The organism is Stenotrophomonas panacihumi (genome assembly GCF_001431645.1).
Classification (GTDB): Bacteria; Pseudomonadota; Gammaproteobacteria; order Xanthomonadales; family Xanthomonadaceae; genus Stenotrophomonas_A; species Stenotrophomonas_A panacihumi.
Genome location: NZ_LLXU01000130.1, coordinates 14764 through 30230 on the forward strand (window position 1 = coordinate 14764; position 15467 = coordinate 30230).

General features: G+C 67.8%; 15 protein-coding genes, 2 tRNA genes and 1 rRNA gene. 8 read left to right on the forward strand and 10 right to left on the reverse strand.

Annotation, left to right across the window (positions count from 1 at the left end; genetic code table 11):
- Positions 1-45: 45 nt before the first annotated feature.
- The 3 genes from erpA to ARC20_RS16645 form a co-directional block, all read right to left on the reverse strand.
- The gene (gene erpA / locus ARC20_RS16635) at positions 46-432 is read right to left on the reverse strand and encodes an iron-sulfur cluster insertion protein ErpA (protein ID WP_057649142.1); all 387 of its coding nucleotides are present in this window, start codon (positions 430-432) and stop codon (positions 46-48) included.
- An 86-nt stretch (positions 433-518) separates the two neighbouring features.
- Positions 519-953, reverse strand: a complete 435-nt coding sequence (locus ARC20_RS16640; RefSeq protein ID WP_057649144.1) for a bactofilin family protein — start codon at positions 951-953, stop codon at positions 519-521.
- Between the two features lie 2 nt (positions 954-955).
- Positions 956-1699: a DUF6776 family protein gene (locus ARC20_RS16645; protein ID WP_057649146.1), complete on the reverse strand. Its 744-nt coding sequence runs from the start codon at positions 1697-1699 to the stop codon at positions 956-958.
- A 140-nt stretch (positions 1700-1839) separates the two neighbouring features.
- On the opposite strand from ARC20_RS16645, the gene ARC20_RS16650 reads away from it, so the two are divergent.
- Genes ARC20_RS16650 through ARC20_RS16660 form a run of 3 tightly spaced genes read left to right on the forward strand, consistent with a single transcriptional unit; the run spans position 1840 to position 6711 of the window.
- Complete coding sequence (locus ARC20_RS16650) at positions 1840-2469, forward strand: DUF4126 domain-containing protein (protein ID WP_057649148.1); 630 nt, start codon at positions 1840-1842, stop codon at positions 2467-2469.
- Between the two features lie 40 nt (positions 2470-2509).
- Positions 2510-4468 carry an EAL domain-containing protein gene (locus tag ARC20_RS16655; protein WP_057649149.1) on the forward strand — a complete coding sequence of 653 codons (1959 nt, stop codon included), beginning with the start codon at positions 2510-2512 and terminating at the stop codon, positions 4466-4468.
- A gap of 2 nt (positions 4469-4470) precedes the next feature.
- Positions 4471-6711 carry an ATP-binding protein gene (locus ARC20_RS16660; RefSeq protein WP_057649151.1) on the forward strand — a complete coding sequence of 747 codons (2241 nt, stop codon included), beginning with the start codon at positions 4471-4473 and terminating at the stop codon, positions 6709-6711.
- Between the two features lies 1 nt (position 6712).
- Here the strand turns inward: ARC20_RS16660 and bfr are convergent, their stop codons facing one another.
- From bfr to ARC20_RS16675, 3 genes are all read right to left on the reverse strand, one after another.
- Positions 6713-7183 (reverse strand): bacterioferritin, encoded by a 471-nt coding sequence (gene bfr, locus ARC20_RS16665; protein WP_057649153.1) that lies wholly within the window; start codon positions 7181-7183, stop codon positions 6713-6715.
- A 113-nt stretch (positions 7184-7296) separates the two neighbouring features.
- The gene (locus ARC20_RS16670) at positions 7297-7506 is read right to left on the reverse strand and encodes a (2Fe-2S)-binding protein (protein ID WP_057649154.1); all 210 of its coding nucleotides are present in this window, start codon (positions 7504-7506) and stop codon (positions 7297-7299) included.
- A gap of 75 nt (positions 7507-7581) precedes the next feature.
- Complete coding sequence (locus tag ARC20_RS16675) at positions 7582-8202, reverse strand: RNA pyrophosphohydrolase (RefSeq protein WP_057649156.1); 621 nt, start codon at positions 8200-8202, stop codon at positions 7582-7584.
- A gap of 121 nt (positions 8203-8323) precedes the next feature.
- Here ARC20_RS16675 and ARC20_RS16680 point away from each other — a divergent pair.
- Positions 8324-8400 (forward strand) — tRNA-Met (locus ARC20_RS16680).
- 78 nt (positions 8401-8478) lie between these two features.
- Here the strand turns inward: ARC20_RS16680 and ARC20_RS16685 are convergent.
- A complete protein-coding gene (locus tag ARC20_RS16685; protein WP_057649158.1) occupies positions 8479-10992 on the reverse strand; it encodes a DUF3772 domain-containing protein in 2514 nt (837 codons plus the stop codon).
- Positions 10993-11080: 88 nt separating this feature from the next.
- Positions 11081-11329, reverse strand: a complete 249-nt coding sequence (locus ARC20_RS16690; RefSeq protein WP_057649159.1) for a hypothetical protein — start codon at positions 11327-11329, stop codon at positions 11081-11083.
- A 161-nt stretch (positions 11330-11490) separates the two neighbouring features.
- Here ARC20_RS16690 and ARC20_RS16695 point away from each other — a divergent pair, with 161 nt between their 5' ends.
- Positions 11491-12216 (forward strand): ComF family protein, encoded by a 726-nt coding sequence (locus ARC20_RS16695; RefSeq protein ID WP_057649161.1) that lies wholly within the window; start codon positions 11491-11493, stop codon positions 12214-12216.
- 97 nt (positions 12217-12313) lie between these two features.
- The gene (locus tag ARC20_RS16700; RefSeq protein ID WP_057649162.1) at positions 12314-12889 is read left to right on the forward strand and encodes an HdeD family acid-resistance protein; all 576 of its coding nucleotides are present in this window, start codon (positions 12314-12316) and stop codon (positions 12887-12889) included.
- A gap of 39 nt (positions 12890-12928) precedes the next feature.
- Here ARC20_RS16700 and ubiA read toward each other — a convergent pair whose 3' ends face one another.
- Positions 12929-13849 carry a 4-hydroxybenzoate octaprenyltransferase gene (gene ubiA / locus ARC20_RS16705; RefSeq protein WP_057649164.1) on the reverse strand — a complete coding sequence of 307 codons (921 nt, stop codon included), beginning with the start codon at positions 13847-13849 and terminating at the stop codon, positions 12929-12931.
- A 113-nt stretch (positions 13850-13962) separates the two neighbouring features.
- Here ubiA and ARC20_RS16710 point away from each other — a divergent pair, with 113 nt between their 5' ends.
- A complete protein-coding gene (locus ARC20_RS16710) occupies positions 13963-14994 on the forward strand; it encodes an NAD(P)-dependent alcohol dehydrogenase (protein WP_057649166.1) in 1032 nt (343 codons plus the stop codon).
- Positions 14995-15090: 96 nt separating this feature from the next.
- Positions 15091-15167, forward strand: a tRNA-Arg gene (locus tag ARC20_RS16715).
- Between the two features lie 222 nt (positions 15168-15389).
- Here the strand turns inward: ARC20_RS16715 and rrf are convergent.
- Positions 15390-15467 (reverse strand): 5S ribosomal RNA (gene rrf, locus ARC20_RS18915); the annotation flags it as partial.

Sequence of the window (15467 nt, forward strand, 5' to 3'; positions counted from 1 at the left end):
AAGGGCCGGCAATGCCGGCCCCGTGCGGGTTCGCTGGCGCGACGCTCAGACGCTGAAGCTGCTGCCGCAGCCGCAGGTGGTCTTGGCGTTGGGATTGCGGATGACGAACTGCGCGCCGGTGAGGCTCTCGGTGTAATCGACCTCGGCGCCCATCAGGTACTGCAGGCTCAGCGGGTCGACCAGCAGGGTGACGCCATCGGTCGCCACGGCCAGGTCGTCCTCGGCGCGGTTCTCGTCGAATTCGAAGCCGTACTGGAAGCCCGAGCAGCCACCGCCCTGGATGTACACGCGCAGCGCCAGATCGGCATTGCCTTCGTCCTGGATCAGTTCGCGCACCTTGGCCGCGGCGGCACCGGTGAAGTTCAACGGCCGGTCCAGCGACTGGTAGTCCGGGGCGGGCGCGGCGCCCGGAAGGGAAACAAGCGTGGTCATGCGCGCAGGATGGGGCCCCAAGGGCCCCGATTCAAGACAACAGGCCGGACGCAGCGTTCGACGCCGCGCCGGCCACCTGCCTGGATTCAGCCGTTGACGGCCGCCAGCGTGACGCCGACCGGCGCGCTGGACTCGCCTGGCGCCGGCAACGCGGCCGCCGCGGTGGCGTGGATCAGCCGGCCGGTCAGCTGGGCGCCGGCGCTCATCTCCACCACCTGGTAGTGCACGTTGCCCTGCACGCGGGCCTTGGGCGCCAGTTCGACGCGTTCGGCGGCATGCACGTCGCCATCGAGCTGCCCGTTGATGATGACCACCGGGGCGCGTACTTCGCCCTCGATGCGGCCCTGCTCGGCCAGCGTCACGATGGCCGGGCTGCCGTCCTCGGCGATGACCTTGCCGTGGATGCGGCCTTCGATATACAGCCCGCCACTGAAGACCAGGTCGCCCCGGATCACCACCTGCGGCCCGATGAGGGTGTCGACCACGGTCTGGTCGCCCCGGTTGGATTTGTTGCCGAACATGCCTACTCCCCTGAGGCCGCAGTGGCGGCGCTCTTCCAATCGAATGTCTGGTTGACCGGCGCCCCACCGCCGCTCAGCGAGATTCGCACACGTTGCGGGGTGAAATCCTTGGGCAGGATCACGCTGCCGGTCAATTGCTGGAAATACCTGAACGAATAAGGCTGCCCGGGCACGTCGGCCTTCTGGTGCAGTTCGTTCCAGCTGACCGTGGTCAGCTTGCCGGCGCGCACGCCCTCCACCGAAAAGCGCAGCTGGCCCTCGCTGATCGCGCCCCGGTTCAGGTTCTGCGTCAGCACGGCCGTGTAGGCCCAGGTGCCGCCGGCTTCCGGCGTGAACTCGATGGAGTGGGCGTTGAGGCCCTTGCGCTGGCTGGTGGCGCCGACCAGCCGCTCGTAGAACGCGACGTCGGCACGCAGCGCGGCGATCTGCTCGTCGCGCTCGGCCAGCGAAGCCTGCACTTCATTGTTGGCCGCGCGGCTGATCTGGTCGGAAACGGCGAGGTTGACCTGGCGCTGCTTCAGGCCCTGGATCTGCGCCTGCAGGTCGGCCGCCTGGCGCTGGCTGGCGCGCAGCTCGGCCTGCGCCTGGCCCAGTTCGGGCGCGGCGAGCCGGCTGGCGAGCAGCCACATGCCGCCGAGCGACAGCAGCCACAGCACGCCGACCACGATCACCACTCCCCACGGGAAGCCGTGCGGCGAAGAAGATCCGTGGCGGACGATCTGGATACGGGGGACCGGTCGATTCATCGGGAGGAGGCACAGGCCCGGGGGCCGGCGCGGACGTCCTGTGGGAACGGCTGGTTAGTGTGCCAGATGGCGCCACTGCGGCGCTGGCGCCACCGGCGTGCATGCCCGATAGTGGCCGCGATCCCCGCGGAGCACTCGGCATGAACGAGGCCCACCTGTTCGTCATCGGCATCCTGCTGGCCTGGCTAGCCGGCATCCGGGTGTACCTCACCGTGTTCGGCATCGGCCTGGCCGGCGCGCTCGGCTGGGTGGACCTGCCGCCCGCGTTGCAGGCGACCACCTCGTGGTGGGTGCTGTGTACCTCCGGCGCGCTGGCGGTGGCGGAGTTCCTCGCCGACAAGATTCCCGGCGTCGATTCGGTGTGGGACCTGCTGCAGACGCTCGCGCGCGTACCGGCGGGCGCGTTCCTGGCCGCCGCCACGCTCTCGCCCGACGGGCAGCTGGGAACCGGCGCGCTGGTGGCGGGCGCCGGGGTGGCACTGACCAGCCACGTGCTCAAGGCTGGTTCGCGCGCCCTGCTCAATACCTCGCCCGAACCGGCCAGCAACTGGATGGCGTCCATCGCCGAGGACGCGGTGGTCACCACCACCCTCGCCCTGGCCCTGGCGCATCCCTGGCTGGCCTTGCTGGTGGTGGTGGGCGCCAGCCTGCTCGGCGCGCTGCTGGTGTGGTGGGTCTGGCGGACCCTGTGGCGCGGGATGAAGCGGCTGGTCGCGCCACTGAGGGCGCAAGGCGGGACGTTCGAACCGGGGCAGTCGCCGCTGCCGTGAAGTTCATCGCATAATCAGGGGCGCTGACAGGGGAGTCTCCATGGTCGCTCGACAACCGGCATCCAACGCCCGCGACGACGCGCGCGGTCGCGCCCGCGGCGTGCGCGCGGAAACACCACCGACCGACTACTGGCGTCGCTGGGACGACATTTCCGAACAGATCGGCGGCGTGCGCCCGCAGTTCGAGGAACGCCAGGCCGCGGTGCCGGCACCCGCACCGGTGCAAGCGCCCGTGGTGACGCCGCCCGCTGTCGCGCCGCTCGCCAGCACCCCCACGCCGCCGCCCGCCGAACAGCGCGCGGCCACCGCGTCGCCACCCGTGGCCACCGCGCCCGGCGACGACCAGCTGCTGCGACCCACCGATAGCCCGTATCGCATCCTCATCGTCGAAGACGACCGTTCGCAGGCCCTGTTCGCGCAGAGCGTGCTGCATGGCGCGGGCATGCATGCGCAGGTGGAGATGAGCGCGGCGGCGGTGCCGCAGGCCATCGCCGAATACCGTCCGGATCTCATCCTGATGGACCTGCACATGCCGGACCTGGACGGCATCCGCCTGACCACGCTGATCCGCCAGCAGCCGCAGCACCAGCTGCTGCCGATCGTGTTCCTCACCGGCGACCCGGACCCGGAGCGCCAGTTCGAAGTGCTCGACAGCGGCGCGGACGATTTCCTCAACAAGCCGATCCGTCCGCGCCACCTCATCGCTGCGGTGTCCAACCGCATCCGCCGCGCGCGCCAGCAGGCGCAGCTGTCGGGAGGCGAGGACGGCGCGCGCAGCAATCCGGAAACCGGCCTGCCCACGCGCGTGCACGTGATGCAGCTGCTGGGCAACCATCTCGGCCGCGCCGATGCCGGCATTCTCTTCATCGAGGTCGCCAGCGCCTTGGGCCTGCGCGAGCGCTATGGCTATGCCGCCTTCGAGCGCCTGATGAACCAGGCCGGCCACCGCCTCGCGCGCGCGGCCACGCCGTTCCCGCTGGCGCGTTTGAACGACAACAGCTTCCTGGTGCTGGTCGAAGGCCTGGACGTCGCCGCGCAACGCCACCTCGCGGTGGAGATGCGCGCGCAGCTGGCCACGCAGGCGTTCGAGGTTCGCGAGGGCGAATCGGTACACCTGCGCTGCGCCATCGGCGTGACCCCGCTGGACCATGGCTTCGGCGAAGCCGGCAGCGCGCTGGAAGCCGCCGAACGGACCGCCCTGCAGGCGCGGCTGGAGCCGGAAGGCGTGCGCGTCCACATGCCCAGCGAGGTACAGGACGACGCGCACCTGGAACTGGTCGATGGCCAGCTGGAGCTGGCCTACCAGCCCATCGTCGCCGTGGCCGGCGGCGACATGGCGCAATACCAGGTGCTGCTGCGCCTGCGTCGCCCCGACGGCACGCTGCTGCAGGCCGGCCAGGTCATTCCCGCCGCGGAAGCCGCCGGGCGCATCGCCGATCTCGACCAGCAGGTGCTCGACCACGCGCTCGGCCTGCTGCAGCACTACCAGCACGCCAGCCCGCCGCTGCGCCTGTTCGTCTCGCAGTCGGCACGCACGCTGGCACGCGAGGCGTTCGCCGAATGGCTGGAGCAGTCGCTGGCGCAACGCGGTGTCGCCGGCACCTCGCTGGTGATCGACGTGCGCCTGGACGATGCACTGATCCACACCGTCACCCTGCAGCAGTTCTGCAAGCGGATGATGGCCCACGGCGTACAGTTCTGCCTGAGCCAGTTCGAGACCGGCGAGGAGAACAACGCCCTGCTCAGCCAGTTGCCGCTGGGTTTCGTGCGCATGCACAGCCGGTACGCGGCCGCGCACGCCCAGCCGGCGCTGCGCGACGAACTGCGTGATGCGATCAACCTGGCGCATCGCCACGGGCTGCTGATCATCGGCCAGCAGATCGAGGACGCACAGGCCGCCGCCGCGATGTGGATGGGCGGCGTGGACCTGATCCAGGGCAACCTGGTGCAGTCGGTCGGCAAGGAACTGGACTTCGACTTCCACAGCGCGGTGCTGTAGGCATGCCATTGGCGTCCGGCCAAGGCGCGTGGCTCTGGCTGGCGGTGGCCGCCGTGGCGCTCGTCGCGGTGGTGTTCGCGTTGGTGCGTGGCAAGCGGCTGGCCGAAGCGCGGCACCAGCAGGCCTTGCTGCGCGATCGGCTGGAGGGCGCGCGGCGGGAGATCGACGGCCTGCGCCAGGACCTGCTGCGGCACGACCAGCTCGAACAGCAGCTGCTGCAGGCCAAGCAGGCCGCGGAAGCGGCGGTGCTGGCCAAGGGCGAATTCCTCGCCACGATGAGCCACGAGATCCGCACGCCGCTCAATGGCATCATCCCGATGCTCGACCTGGTCTCGCGCGGCGCGTTGGCCGCCGACCAGCGCGAGATGCTGCAAACGGCCATGGCCAGCTCGCTGCAGCTGCTGCGCATCGTCGACGACATCCTGGACTACTCCAAGCTGGAGGCCGACAAGCTCGAGCTGGAGATCACCACGTTCAACCTGCGCGAGCTGATGGACGGCGTGGTGCAGCTGATGCAGCGCGCCGCCGAGGACAAGCACCTGCGGCTGGACGTGGCCATCGACCCGGCCGTGCGCCTGTCGGTGCGCGGCGATCCGGTGCGTCTGCGCCAGGTGCTGGGCAACCTGATCGGCAACGCGCTGAAGTTCACCGAGCGCGGCGGCATCGATGTCAGCGTGCGCCGCCTCGGCGAAACCAAGGCGCAGCACCTGCTGCGTTTCCAGGTGCGCGACAGCGGCATCGGCATCGCGCCGGAGCAGCAGGCGCGCCTGTTCCGCGCCTTCACCCAGGCCGATGCTTCGACCACGCGCCTGTACGGCGGCACCGGCCTGGGGCTGGTGATCTGCAAGCGCATCATCGACCTGATGGGCGGCCGCATCGGCGTGGAATCCGCGCCGGGCGCGGGCGCCACGTTCTGGTTCGAAATCCCGCTGCTGAAGGTCATCGGCGACCTGCAGCAAGGCCACGCGCTGCGCGAGGCGATGCGGGTACTGCTGGTTTCCAGCGACGACCGCCTGCGCCAGCGCATGCAGATGCTGATGCGCAACTGGGGCATCGGCCTGCACTGCGTGGACAGCACGCAGGAAGCGCTGGAGCGCATGCGCGCCAGCGCGGGGCAGCGCATGGGCGCGGCGTTCGACGTGGTCATCGCCGACCACGAGCAGCTGCGCTATAGCGCGCGCGCCCTGCATCGCGGCATCGCGCGCGCACCCGAGCATGCCGGCACGCGGCTGATCTGGCTGGTGGGCGACGAGCCGCTGCCCGACGAACTCGACGATCACCTCGACCGCCTCCCGCGCCAGGCCAGCGACGCCGAGCTGCGCGCCGCCCTGGTGCCGGAACGACGCGTGCCCGCCGAGACGGAGGATGCCGGCAGTGCGATCCCGCAGCTGCCGCCACCGTCGGCGGCCACCGCCAGCGACCTGCAGGAGCCGCGCATCCTGCTCGTCGAGGACAACCCGGTGAACCTGATCGTCGCGCAGAAGATGCTCGCGACGCTGGGCTACGAGGCGGAGGTCGCCACCCACGGCGAGGCCGCGCTCGATTCGCTGCGCCAGCACCGGCATGACCTGGTCTTCATGGACTGCCAGATGCCGGTGCTGGACGGCTACGAGGCCACCCGTCGCTGGCGTGCGCTGGAAGCGGAAGCCGGCGCGCCGCGGCTGCCGATCGTGGCGATGACGGCCAACGCGATGGCCGGCGATCGCGAACGCTGCCTGGAAGCGGGCATGGACGATTACCTGCCCAAGCCGGTATCGCGTGAACAACTGGAAAGCTGCCTCGCCCGCTGGTTGCCGCGTCGCGGCCTACCGCTGGCCGCCGCCCACGACGCCGAACCGCAGGCGGAAATCGCCACGCCGGCCATGCAATCCGCCGCACTGCCGATCCTCGATACCGAGGTGCTGGACGAACTGCACGAAGTGGCTGGCGCGGAAACCGCCAGCATCGTGCAGCTGTTCCTGGAGGATGCGCCGCGCCTGATCGCGCGCCTGGAAGCCGCTTCGGGCACGCGCGACAATGACGAGCTGCGCGAAGCCAGCCACACGCTGAAGTCGTCCAGCGCCAATGTCGGCGCGATCGCGCTGGCCAATGCGGCGCGGCGCATCGAGCTGGCCGCGCGTGCGGGGCCGATCGAACGGCCGGCGGTCATGGTGGCGTTGGTGATCGCCGAATACGCGCGCGCGCGATTGGCCCTGACGGGACAGATCGCGCGGCTGCAGCGCCCGCTCGCCGCGGGCGGCTGAGTCAGTCTTCCAGCTTGGTGAGCAGGTAGTTCGGCTCGCCGATGCGGTCGACCAGGTCCAGCTGCGTTTCCAGCCAGTCGATGTGCTCTTCCTCGGATTCGAGGATGTCCACGAACAGCTGGCGGCTGACGTAGTCGTGGATGGAATCGGCGTAGGCGATCGCCTCGCGCAGTAGCACGACGGCCTCGCGCTCCAGCGCCAGGTCGCAGCGGAACATCTCGGTGGGGTTCTCGCCGATGCGCAGCTTGCCGAGCGCCTGGAAGTTCGGGAGGCCTTCGAGGAAGAGGATGCGGTCCGACAGCTTGTCGGCGTGCTTCATCTCGTCGATGGATTCCTTGTACTCGTGCTCGGCCAGTTCCTTCAGGCCCCAGTTCTTCAGCATCTTGGCGTGCAGGAAGTACTGGTTGATGGCGGTCAGTTCGTTGTAGAGCGCCTTGTTGAGGAACTCGATGACCTTGCTGTCGCCTTTCATGCCGATGTCTCCCTGATTGAGCGGGCGCACTTTAGCGCCTTCGCGTACCAGATGAAGGAACGCGAATCGTGTTCAGTTGGGGAAGATGGCCAGCGGCATGCCGGCCGAAAGGCTCAGGCTGCGACCGCCAGGCCCAGCACGGGCAGCGGCAGGTCGCGCGTCATGCGGGCCTGCTCCAGCAGGCCGGCGGCCATGTCCAGGCAGGAACCGCAGTTGGAACCGCAGCCGGTGCGCATCGTCAATTCGGACACGCTGGTGCAGCCGCTGGCGGCCGCTTCACGGATCTGATGGTCGGTAACCCCGTTGCAGATGCAGACGTACACGATCGCAATGCCTGGAACGCCCCAAGGCGGGGCATATGCATTCCATCGCAAATGCGAATTGTTGTCAATTCGGTTTCATGAATCGACGCTGCCCGTCCGCGAGCGCCGGCTTCCGCCGCGCCCGCGGGACCGTTTCCGGGGCCTGTCGTGCCCGGCACTGCTGCCCGGCAGCCAGGCTTCCTGGGCCGGCGCGGGCATCGCGCCCACCGCAGCTTCCCCAGCGATACCCCGCGCCAACGGGGCCAGGTGGCGCAGCGCCCGGGCGTATACGCCCCGCTTGAACACGACGACGTGCTGAACCGGATACCAGAAATCCACCCAGCGCCAGTGGTCGAACTCAGGCGTCTCAGTATGAGTGAGATCGACGTGCGCTTCATCGCCGGTCAGGCGCAGCAGGAACCAGACCTGCTTCTGGCCGATGCAGACCTGGCGTTCATTGCGCCGCACCGCCCGGCTGGGCAGCCGGTAACGCAGCCAGCCCGGGGTCGCCCCCAGCAGCTCGACATGCTCGGGCAGCAGCCCCGTCTCCTCGCGCAACTCGCGATACATGGCCTCGACCGGGGTTTCGTCGGAATTCATGCCCCCCTGCGGAAACTGCCAGCCATCCCGGCGCACCCTGCGGGCCCAGAACACCTGGCCGTCCTGCCGCATCAGCACGATGCCGACGTTCGGTCGGTAGCCGTCCGGATCGATCACGATGCGGACTCCTGAAAAAATCTACTGTCCCGGACTCTGCCATGGCCGCCGTCGGGCCACAAGCCGAGAACGAAAAGATTGACAGCCGGGCCGGACCCCGCGAAAATTGGCGGCTCACTATGGCTATGTAGCTCAGCCGGTTAGAGCACAGCACTCATAATGCTGGGGTCGGTGGTTCGAGTCCACCCATAGCCACCATAGGCGAGACCAGAAAGCCCTGCACTTCGTGCGGGGCTTTTTGTTTGGGCCGCCTGCTCGGAAGGAGACGGTCCCCGGTCACTCCGCCGAATCGGAACGCGCTTCTTCGTGCCCTGGCCCGGATGACGCCTGGGCGGGCGCCGGCACGACACGGATATCCTGCGGCGAGCTGAGCGCGATACCCGCCTCGGCCATCTTCGCCAGCAATCCGAAGAACAGTTCGCTGCGCACGCTGTAGGCATCACGCGGGCTGCCCACGTAGAGGAAGCTGTTGAAATTCGCCTGGCCATTGGCGATCGCGTCGATGTACACCGCCGGCGCGGGGGTGGCCAGCACCTTCGGGTGACTGGCATACAGCGCCAGCAGCAGCTCGCGCACGCGGGCCATGTCCGTGCCGAGCGGCACGGCGAACTGCAGCTGCACGCGGCCCATCGGATTGGACAGCGTCATGTTGCGCACGCTCTTGGTGATGAGCTCGGAGTTCGGCACGATCAGGGTGGAGCGGTCGCCGATCTGGATCTCGGTGGCGCGCACGTTGATGCGTTTGACGTCGCCTTCCTGGTCGCCCAGGCGGATCCAGTCACCCACCCGCACAGGCCGCTCGGCCATGAGGATCAGGCCGGAAATGAAGTTCTGGGTGATCGCCTGCAGGCCGAAACCGATACCCACCGACAGCGCGCTGGCCACCAGCGCCAGATTGGCAGCAGTGATGCCCAGCGCCGCCAGCGCCCACAGGATCACCACCACGATGCCGACATAGCGCACCACCGCGCTGACCGAGGCACGCGCGCCCACGTCCAGGTCGGTCTTCGGCAGATAGGTCTTGTTGAGCCATTGCTGGGCGCCCTGCAACAGGACCCAGCCGATCGCCAGCGTCGCCAGCGCACCCAAGATTTCGGTCGGCGCGAAACGGACATTGCCCAGCTTCAACCCCGTGGACAGCGCCGAGAACAGGTTGCCGAACAGAGACAGATTCGAGCCGTACGGCATCAGCAGCGCGGTCACGCCCGAGACCAGCAGGCACACGCGGATCACCGCCGATACCAGCGCGCCAGCCTGCGCGAGCAGGCTCGGGCGCAGGCCGATGCCCACCAGTGCACGGCTGAGCCGGTTCCCGGGCCGCACCATCCACATGCAGAGGTCGTCGACGAATGCCAGCAGCAGCGCGATGGCGCCCCATACCAGCGCCACCCAGATGATTTGCCGGGTCACGAAGACGGCGAAGTTGAAGTAGCCCACCAGGACCGCCAGCAATGCCAGCAGTACCGCGCAGTAGCCCAGGATGCGGGCGAGCGCGACCACGCCACCGCCGCGGGTCGTCAGGTTGCGCGCGGGCGCCTTGGCAGTGCTGGTGACGGCCTTGGGATCGCTGTCCTCGGGCGCCTCGCCCGCCATCGCCGGATCGTGCTCGGTGCGACGAAGCGAACGGGTCAGCGTGGCCAGCGCCGACAGGATCAGCGCGACATACAGCAGTGCGCTGGTCGCATCGAGCACCTGGTTGAGGATGTCGCTGGTCTGCCCGACCTTCAGGACCTGCGCGGCCATGAAGCGTAGCCACGCCAGCCACGCGGCGGCGTGGCAATGCCACAGCAGCCGCCGGGCGGTGGCGTCATCCAGCGTGAACAGGCGCCACGAGGCTTGGCCGCGCGACATCAGGGCGCCGCTCAACGCGCTGATGAACGCCGCGATGTAGCTGATCTGGACGAAAGGCTCGACGAGCGGCAACAGCGATTCCGGGATGCCCTCGATCGCCTGCAGCGCGCCCGCGAATGCGGATGCCGCCAGCCCGATCGACAGCGTGCCCACGAGCATCAACCACACCGCCAGTGCGGAACGGCGCAGGCGGCCGCCCGGCCCGCGCGAAGTGATCAGGCGACGTCCGAGGCGCCGCAGCGCGATGCGTACCGGAAAGGCCAGCAGCAGGGCCACGATCAACCCGCCCACCAGCGCGCCATAGCCCTCGCGCGACACCGCGGCACGCAGCGTGGTGCTGGCGTCGCGCGCCATCCCCGACAGCGTCGTCGCATCGGCTGGCCAAGCCTTGGCCAGCTGGCGCCAAAGGGCGGGCGCGAGGGGGGAAGCGTCGCGCGTGGTGAGGTCCTGGCTGAACTTCTCGGAACGGATGCGCTCGAGCTGCGTGGCAGCCTGGCTGGCATCCAGGCCCAGTAGTTCCGCCCGCTTGCGCGCGTCGTCCAGCTTCAGCTGTCGAGCGGTCAGATCACGCCGCTGGTTGGCGATGTCGGACGATTCCTTCGTCCCCGCGGCCGGCGGCGCACCCAGCTGCTCCAATCGCGCCTTGACGTCGGCCAGGGGCGCATCCAGCGACTGCGCCGCCGACTGCGTATCGCGCTGGATGGAAGCCAGCTGTTCGTTGAGCTTGAGGAAGTCTTCCGGCGCCTCGGTGGCCGGCAGCTTCTTGTTGACGTCCGCGAGGCGGTCTTCGGCCCCATCGAGCAGCTTCTGGGCATCGGCCAGCGAGGTGTCCGGTTGCGCCTGGCCCCACGCCGCGCCTGCGAAGAGCGCGAGGCAACACAGCAGCCAGAATCGGCACGACAGGTGGACGATGGCCGATAGCTTGCGGGACGGATGCACGGGGCGGTGGATCGAGACGCGGCAGGCCGCAATGCGCGCATAGTAAGGCAGCGACGGGCCGCCGGACCGTCACCGCGGCGGCGCGGTCTCAGTACTTGAGGTTCAGCTCCTCGACCTGGAGCCGGGCGGTCTCGTACATCTCCTGGAATTCTTCTTCGTTGAATTCGTCGGGCGCGTAGACCGCGACCGCTTCCCAGGCATGGTCCGTGGGCTGTGGCGTGCGCGGACCGGCACGCAGCGAATAGGTGACACCGTCGTAGTCGACCAGCTCAGGCGCGTCGTCGCGCTGCTCTCGCCGATACCGGCTACCGCCCTGCAAGAGGATGACCCGGATCATCTTCGCCCCGCTTCTTCTCCGTGGTGGCCGGATGGTAAACCACTGGGACGAACGCTCCGTGGCACGCAGTGTTGCCCGACAGAACGCCGGGGTATGGGACGACCGCGGCGCGCCCGGTGCGCCGATATCGCGCGTGCGCGTGGCGGCCGAACATTCCCGGCATGCAGAACCTCCCATCCCTCTTCAATCGAAGTGCTCGGCGCTGGCTGCTGCACACCCAGGCATGGCTCCTGCCGTCGCGCTGCCTTCTGTGCGATGCGCCGGGCACCGGCATGTTGGATATGTGCCGGGCCTGCGAGACCACGCTGCCCTGGAGCCTCGCGGCGTGCCCGCGTTGCGCGATGCCCGTCCCGGCGGGTGATGGCGGCACGCCGTGCGGCGACTGTTCGCGACGACGCGGCATCCTGGAGTCGACCCTCGCCACCTTCGTGTACCAGTGGCCGGTCGACACGCTGCTCCGGCGCTTCAAGTTCGATGGCGACCTGGCCGCGGGTCGAATGCTCGCGCAGATGATGGCCTGTAGATTCGCCCCGGCATCTGTCGGCAATCCCGTGCTCGTTCCGGTGCCCTTGCATGACAACAGGCTGAGAGGGCGCGGCTACGACCAGGCAGCCGAACTCGCCAGGCCCCTCGCGTCCGTGCTCGGCCTGGAATGTCGCGCGATCCTGAGGCGCCGCATCGCCACCGCCGCGCAGTCGTCGCTGGACGCGGTGGCGCGCAGGCGCAACGTGTGGGGCGCGTTTCAATGTGTCGCGCCGGTACCGGCGCACCTCGTGCTCGTCGACGACGTGATGACGACCGGCGCGACACTCCAATCGGCTGCGCAGGCCCTGCGCCAAGCTGGCGCGCGACAAGTGGGTGCTTGGGTATGCGCGCGGGCGCCATGAAGACGGAGTGAAAGTTCGGCGCCAGGTGCCGGCGTAGCATCGCCGGCGGAACGAATCGCAGCCGGTCGGCAATCCCGGCTTATCAAGGAGAGCGGTAATGGGCGCGCAAGAGCGTTATGGCGTGGTCGGAATTCTTTCTTCGTTGGGACGTAGCTGGTGGGTGCTTCTGCTGTACGGCCTGCTTGGCGTGCTGTTTGGCCTGATTGCAGTCACCCGTCCGGTCGCCGCGGCAGCGGCATTGGCCTGGGCGCTGGGTGTCATGGCGCTGGCGGAAGGGCTCGTGAGTCTGCTGGCGCTGTTCGACAAGCAGGTCGCCATCTCCAAGGGCTGGCTGGCGGTCTACGCCGTGGTGTCGATCGTCTTCGGTCTGCTGACCGTGTTCAATCCCGTGGCGACGGCAAGCATCCTGCTGCTATTCCTGGCCGCTTGGCTGATCGTGGCCGGCGTGTATCGCATCGTCTTTGCCATCCGCGTGCGCAAGGAGATCGAGGGCGAATGGCTGATTGCGCTCAGTGGTCTGCTCGCCATCGCACTGGGGGTGCTCTATGTGCTCAACCCCGTCGGCGGCCTGGCGGTGACGACGATCTGGATCGGCGCGGCTGCCATCGTGTACGGGGTGCTGCAGATCATTGCCGCCTTCAAGGTGCGCCGACTCAATCAGTTCAAGTTGTGACGACGCCTGGGGCACCTGCGCTCGCAGGTGCCCGAAGGGTCAGGCTGCGGGGTGATGGAGCGCCAGTTCGCCCGCAATGCCCGCGAATACCGCCAGTCCCACCCAGTTGTTGTGCAGGAAGGCCCGAAAGCAAGGCCCGCGTTCGCGGCGTCGTGCGATCACGAATTCGTACGCCACGAGCACTGCGGCGACGCCCAGGCCAACCCAGTAAAGTGGGCCCATGTGCGCGCGCGTTCCCACCATCGCCAGCGCGGTGAACGTCAGCGCGTACAGCACGCCTTGGGCCACCAGATCCATGTCGCCAAACAGGATGGCCGTGGAGTGGGAGCCCATCTTGATGTCGTCCTCGCGATCGACCATGGCATACCAGGTGTCGTAAGCGGTCGACCAGAGGATGTTCGCCAGGTACAGGATCCAGCCCACCGCCGGCACCTCGCCCTGCACCGCGGCGAAGGCCATCGGGATGCCCCAGCCGAACGCCATGCCCAGATACACCTGCGGCAGGTGGGTGTAGCGCTTCAGATAGGGATAGCTGGCGGCGAGGAACAGGCCGATGACGCTCAGGCCAATCGTCAACGCGTTCAAGGTAAGCACCAACGCGAAGGCGATCACCATCAGTACCGCGAACACCGCCAACGCCTCGCGTCCTGACACCGCGCCAGTAGCCAGCGGTCGCTGCCGCGTGCGCTCGACATGGGGATCCAGCCAGCGATCGGCGTAGTCGTTGATGACGCACCCGGCCGAGCGAGTCAGCCACACGCCCGCGGTAAAGACGAACAGGATCCACCAGGAGGGCACGCCTTCGCTGGCCAGCCACAAGGCCCACCATGTGGGCCACAAGAGCAGCAACGTGCCGATCGGACGGTCACCCCGAACCAGCTTCCAGTACTGGCCGAGCCGCTCTTTCCAGCGGGAAGCGGCCTGCGCGGGTGGATGGGACTCGAAGCGTTCGTAACTCATGTCGAAAGGGTAGCAGCACCGCGCGCTGGACGGCGATCGACGTGCCCCTGTCAGGCGGCTTTAAACGAGGTCGCCCTAGCCTGATCGTGACTTTCCCCCATGGAGATCATGCGATGAAGGCAGTGCGTTATATCGAGACCGGTCGCCCACCGGAGATCGTCGACATTCCGAAACCGGAACCAGGCCCTGGGCAGATCCGCATTCGCGTGGCCGGTGCGGGCGTGTGCCATTCCGATCTGCATGTGCTCGACGAAGGCATCGGCGTGGCCGGACCCTTCACGCTCGGGCATGAGAATACCGGCTGGATCGATGCACTCGGCCAAGGCGTGGAAGGTTGGCGCGAGGGCGACCCGGTGGCGGTCTATGGACCTTGGGGCTGTGGACGCTGTCATACGTGCCAGCAATCCGCGGAGAACTACTGCGAGAACCACGCCAGCATTCCCACTTTCGGCGGTGGTTTGGGGTCGGATGGCGGCATGGCCGAGTACATGATCGTCCCGTCGCCCCGGCTGCTGGTACCGCTAGGCAAGCTTGATCCGGTTAGCGCTGCGCCGCTGAGCGATGCCGCCCTCACCCCGTATCACGCCATCAAGGCCGCACTGCCCCTCCTGACGCCGGAAGCCAGCGTCGTCGTGGTCGGAATCGGGGGGTTGGGCCACATGGCCGTGCAGTTGCTCCAGGCGCTGACGCCTGCCCGCCTGATCGCCGGCGATATCGATGACAGCAAGCTCGCGCACGCACGGGAGCTTGGCGTGAAGCACACGGTCAACACGCGAGACGGAAAGGCCGCTGCCGAAGAGATCGCGGCGTTTACAGGCGCCCGCGGCGCCACGGTCGCGCTCGATTTCGTGGGTGCGCAGGCCACCATGGATTTGTGCAAACAGGTGGTGGGTCGTGCCAGCCGGCTGACGGTAGTGGGCCTGGGTGGCGGCACGCTGGCCTACGCCGCAAACTCCCCGCCTTATGGATGCGAGGTGAGCATTCCCTACTGGGGTTCGCGTCCTGAGCTGATGGAGGTCATCGCGTTGGCGCAGGAAGGACGCATTCGCGCCGATGTCGAAGTTTTCCCACTCGAACAGGCCGTCGATGTCTATGACCGATTGCGGCATGGGCGTATCCGTGGACGCGCGGTACTCAAGCCCTGAGGGACTGCGGTGAAGCGGGAGGGTTCGATGCTTGGCCCTCCCATTGCTGCCGAATCGCCCGCGTCGCAAGAAGCTCTGGCATAATGATCGGCCAACGCGCCCGTAGCTCAGCCGGATAGAGTAGTGGCTTCCGAAGCCATTGGTCGGGGGTTCGAATCCCTCCGGGCGCGCCATTCTTCCTCGTGATCTTGCCGAGGACATCTCAAGATCTCTCGTCCGAAACCTAACAGCGTGCGATCCGTCGATCGCGTGGATTCTGACGTTTCTCATTTTCGCCATATGCGCCCGTGGGCTCCTTGCCTATTGATAGCGACGGCGAATTTCCACTTTTCCGATTTTATCTCGCGCAAAAGACAAACCCCCAGCCGATTGGCTGGGGGTTTGCGGGGTAAAGCCCCTGGCGATGACCTACTCTCGCATGGCTTGAGCCACACTACCATCGGCGCGGCTGCGTTTCACTTCCGAGTTCGGGA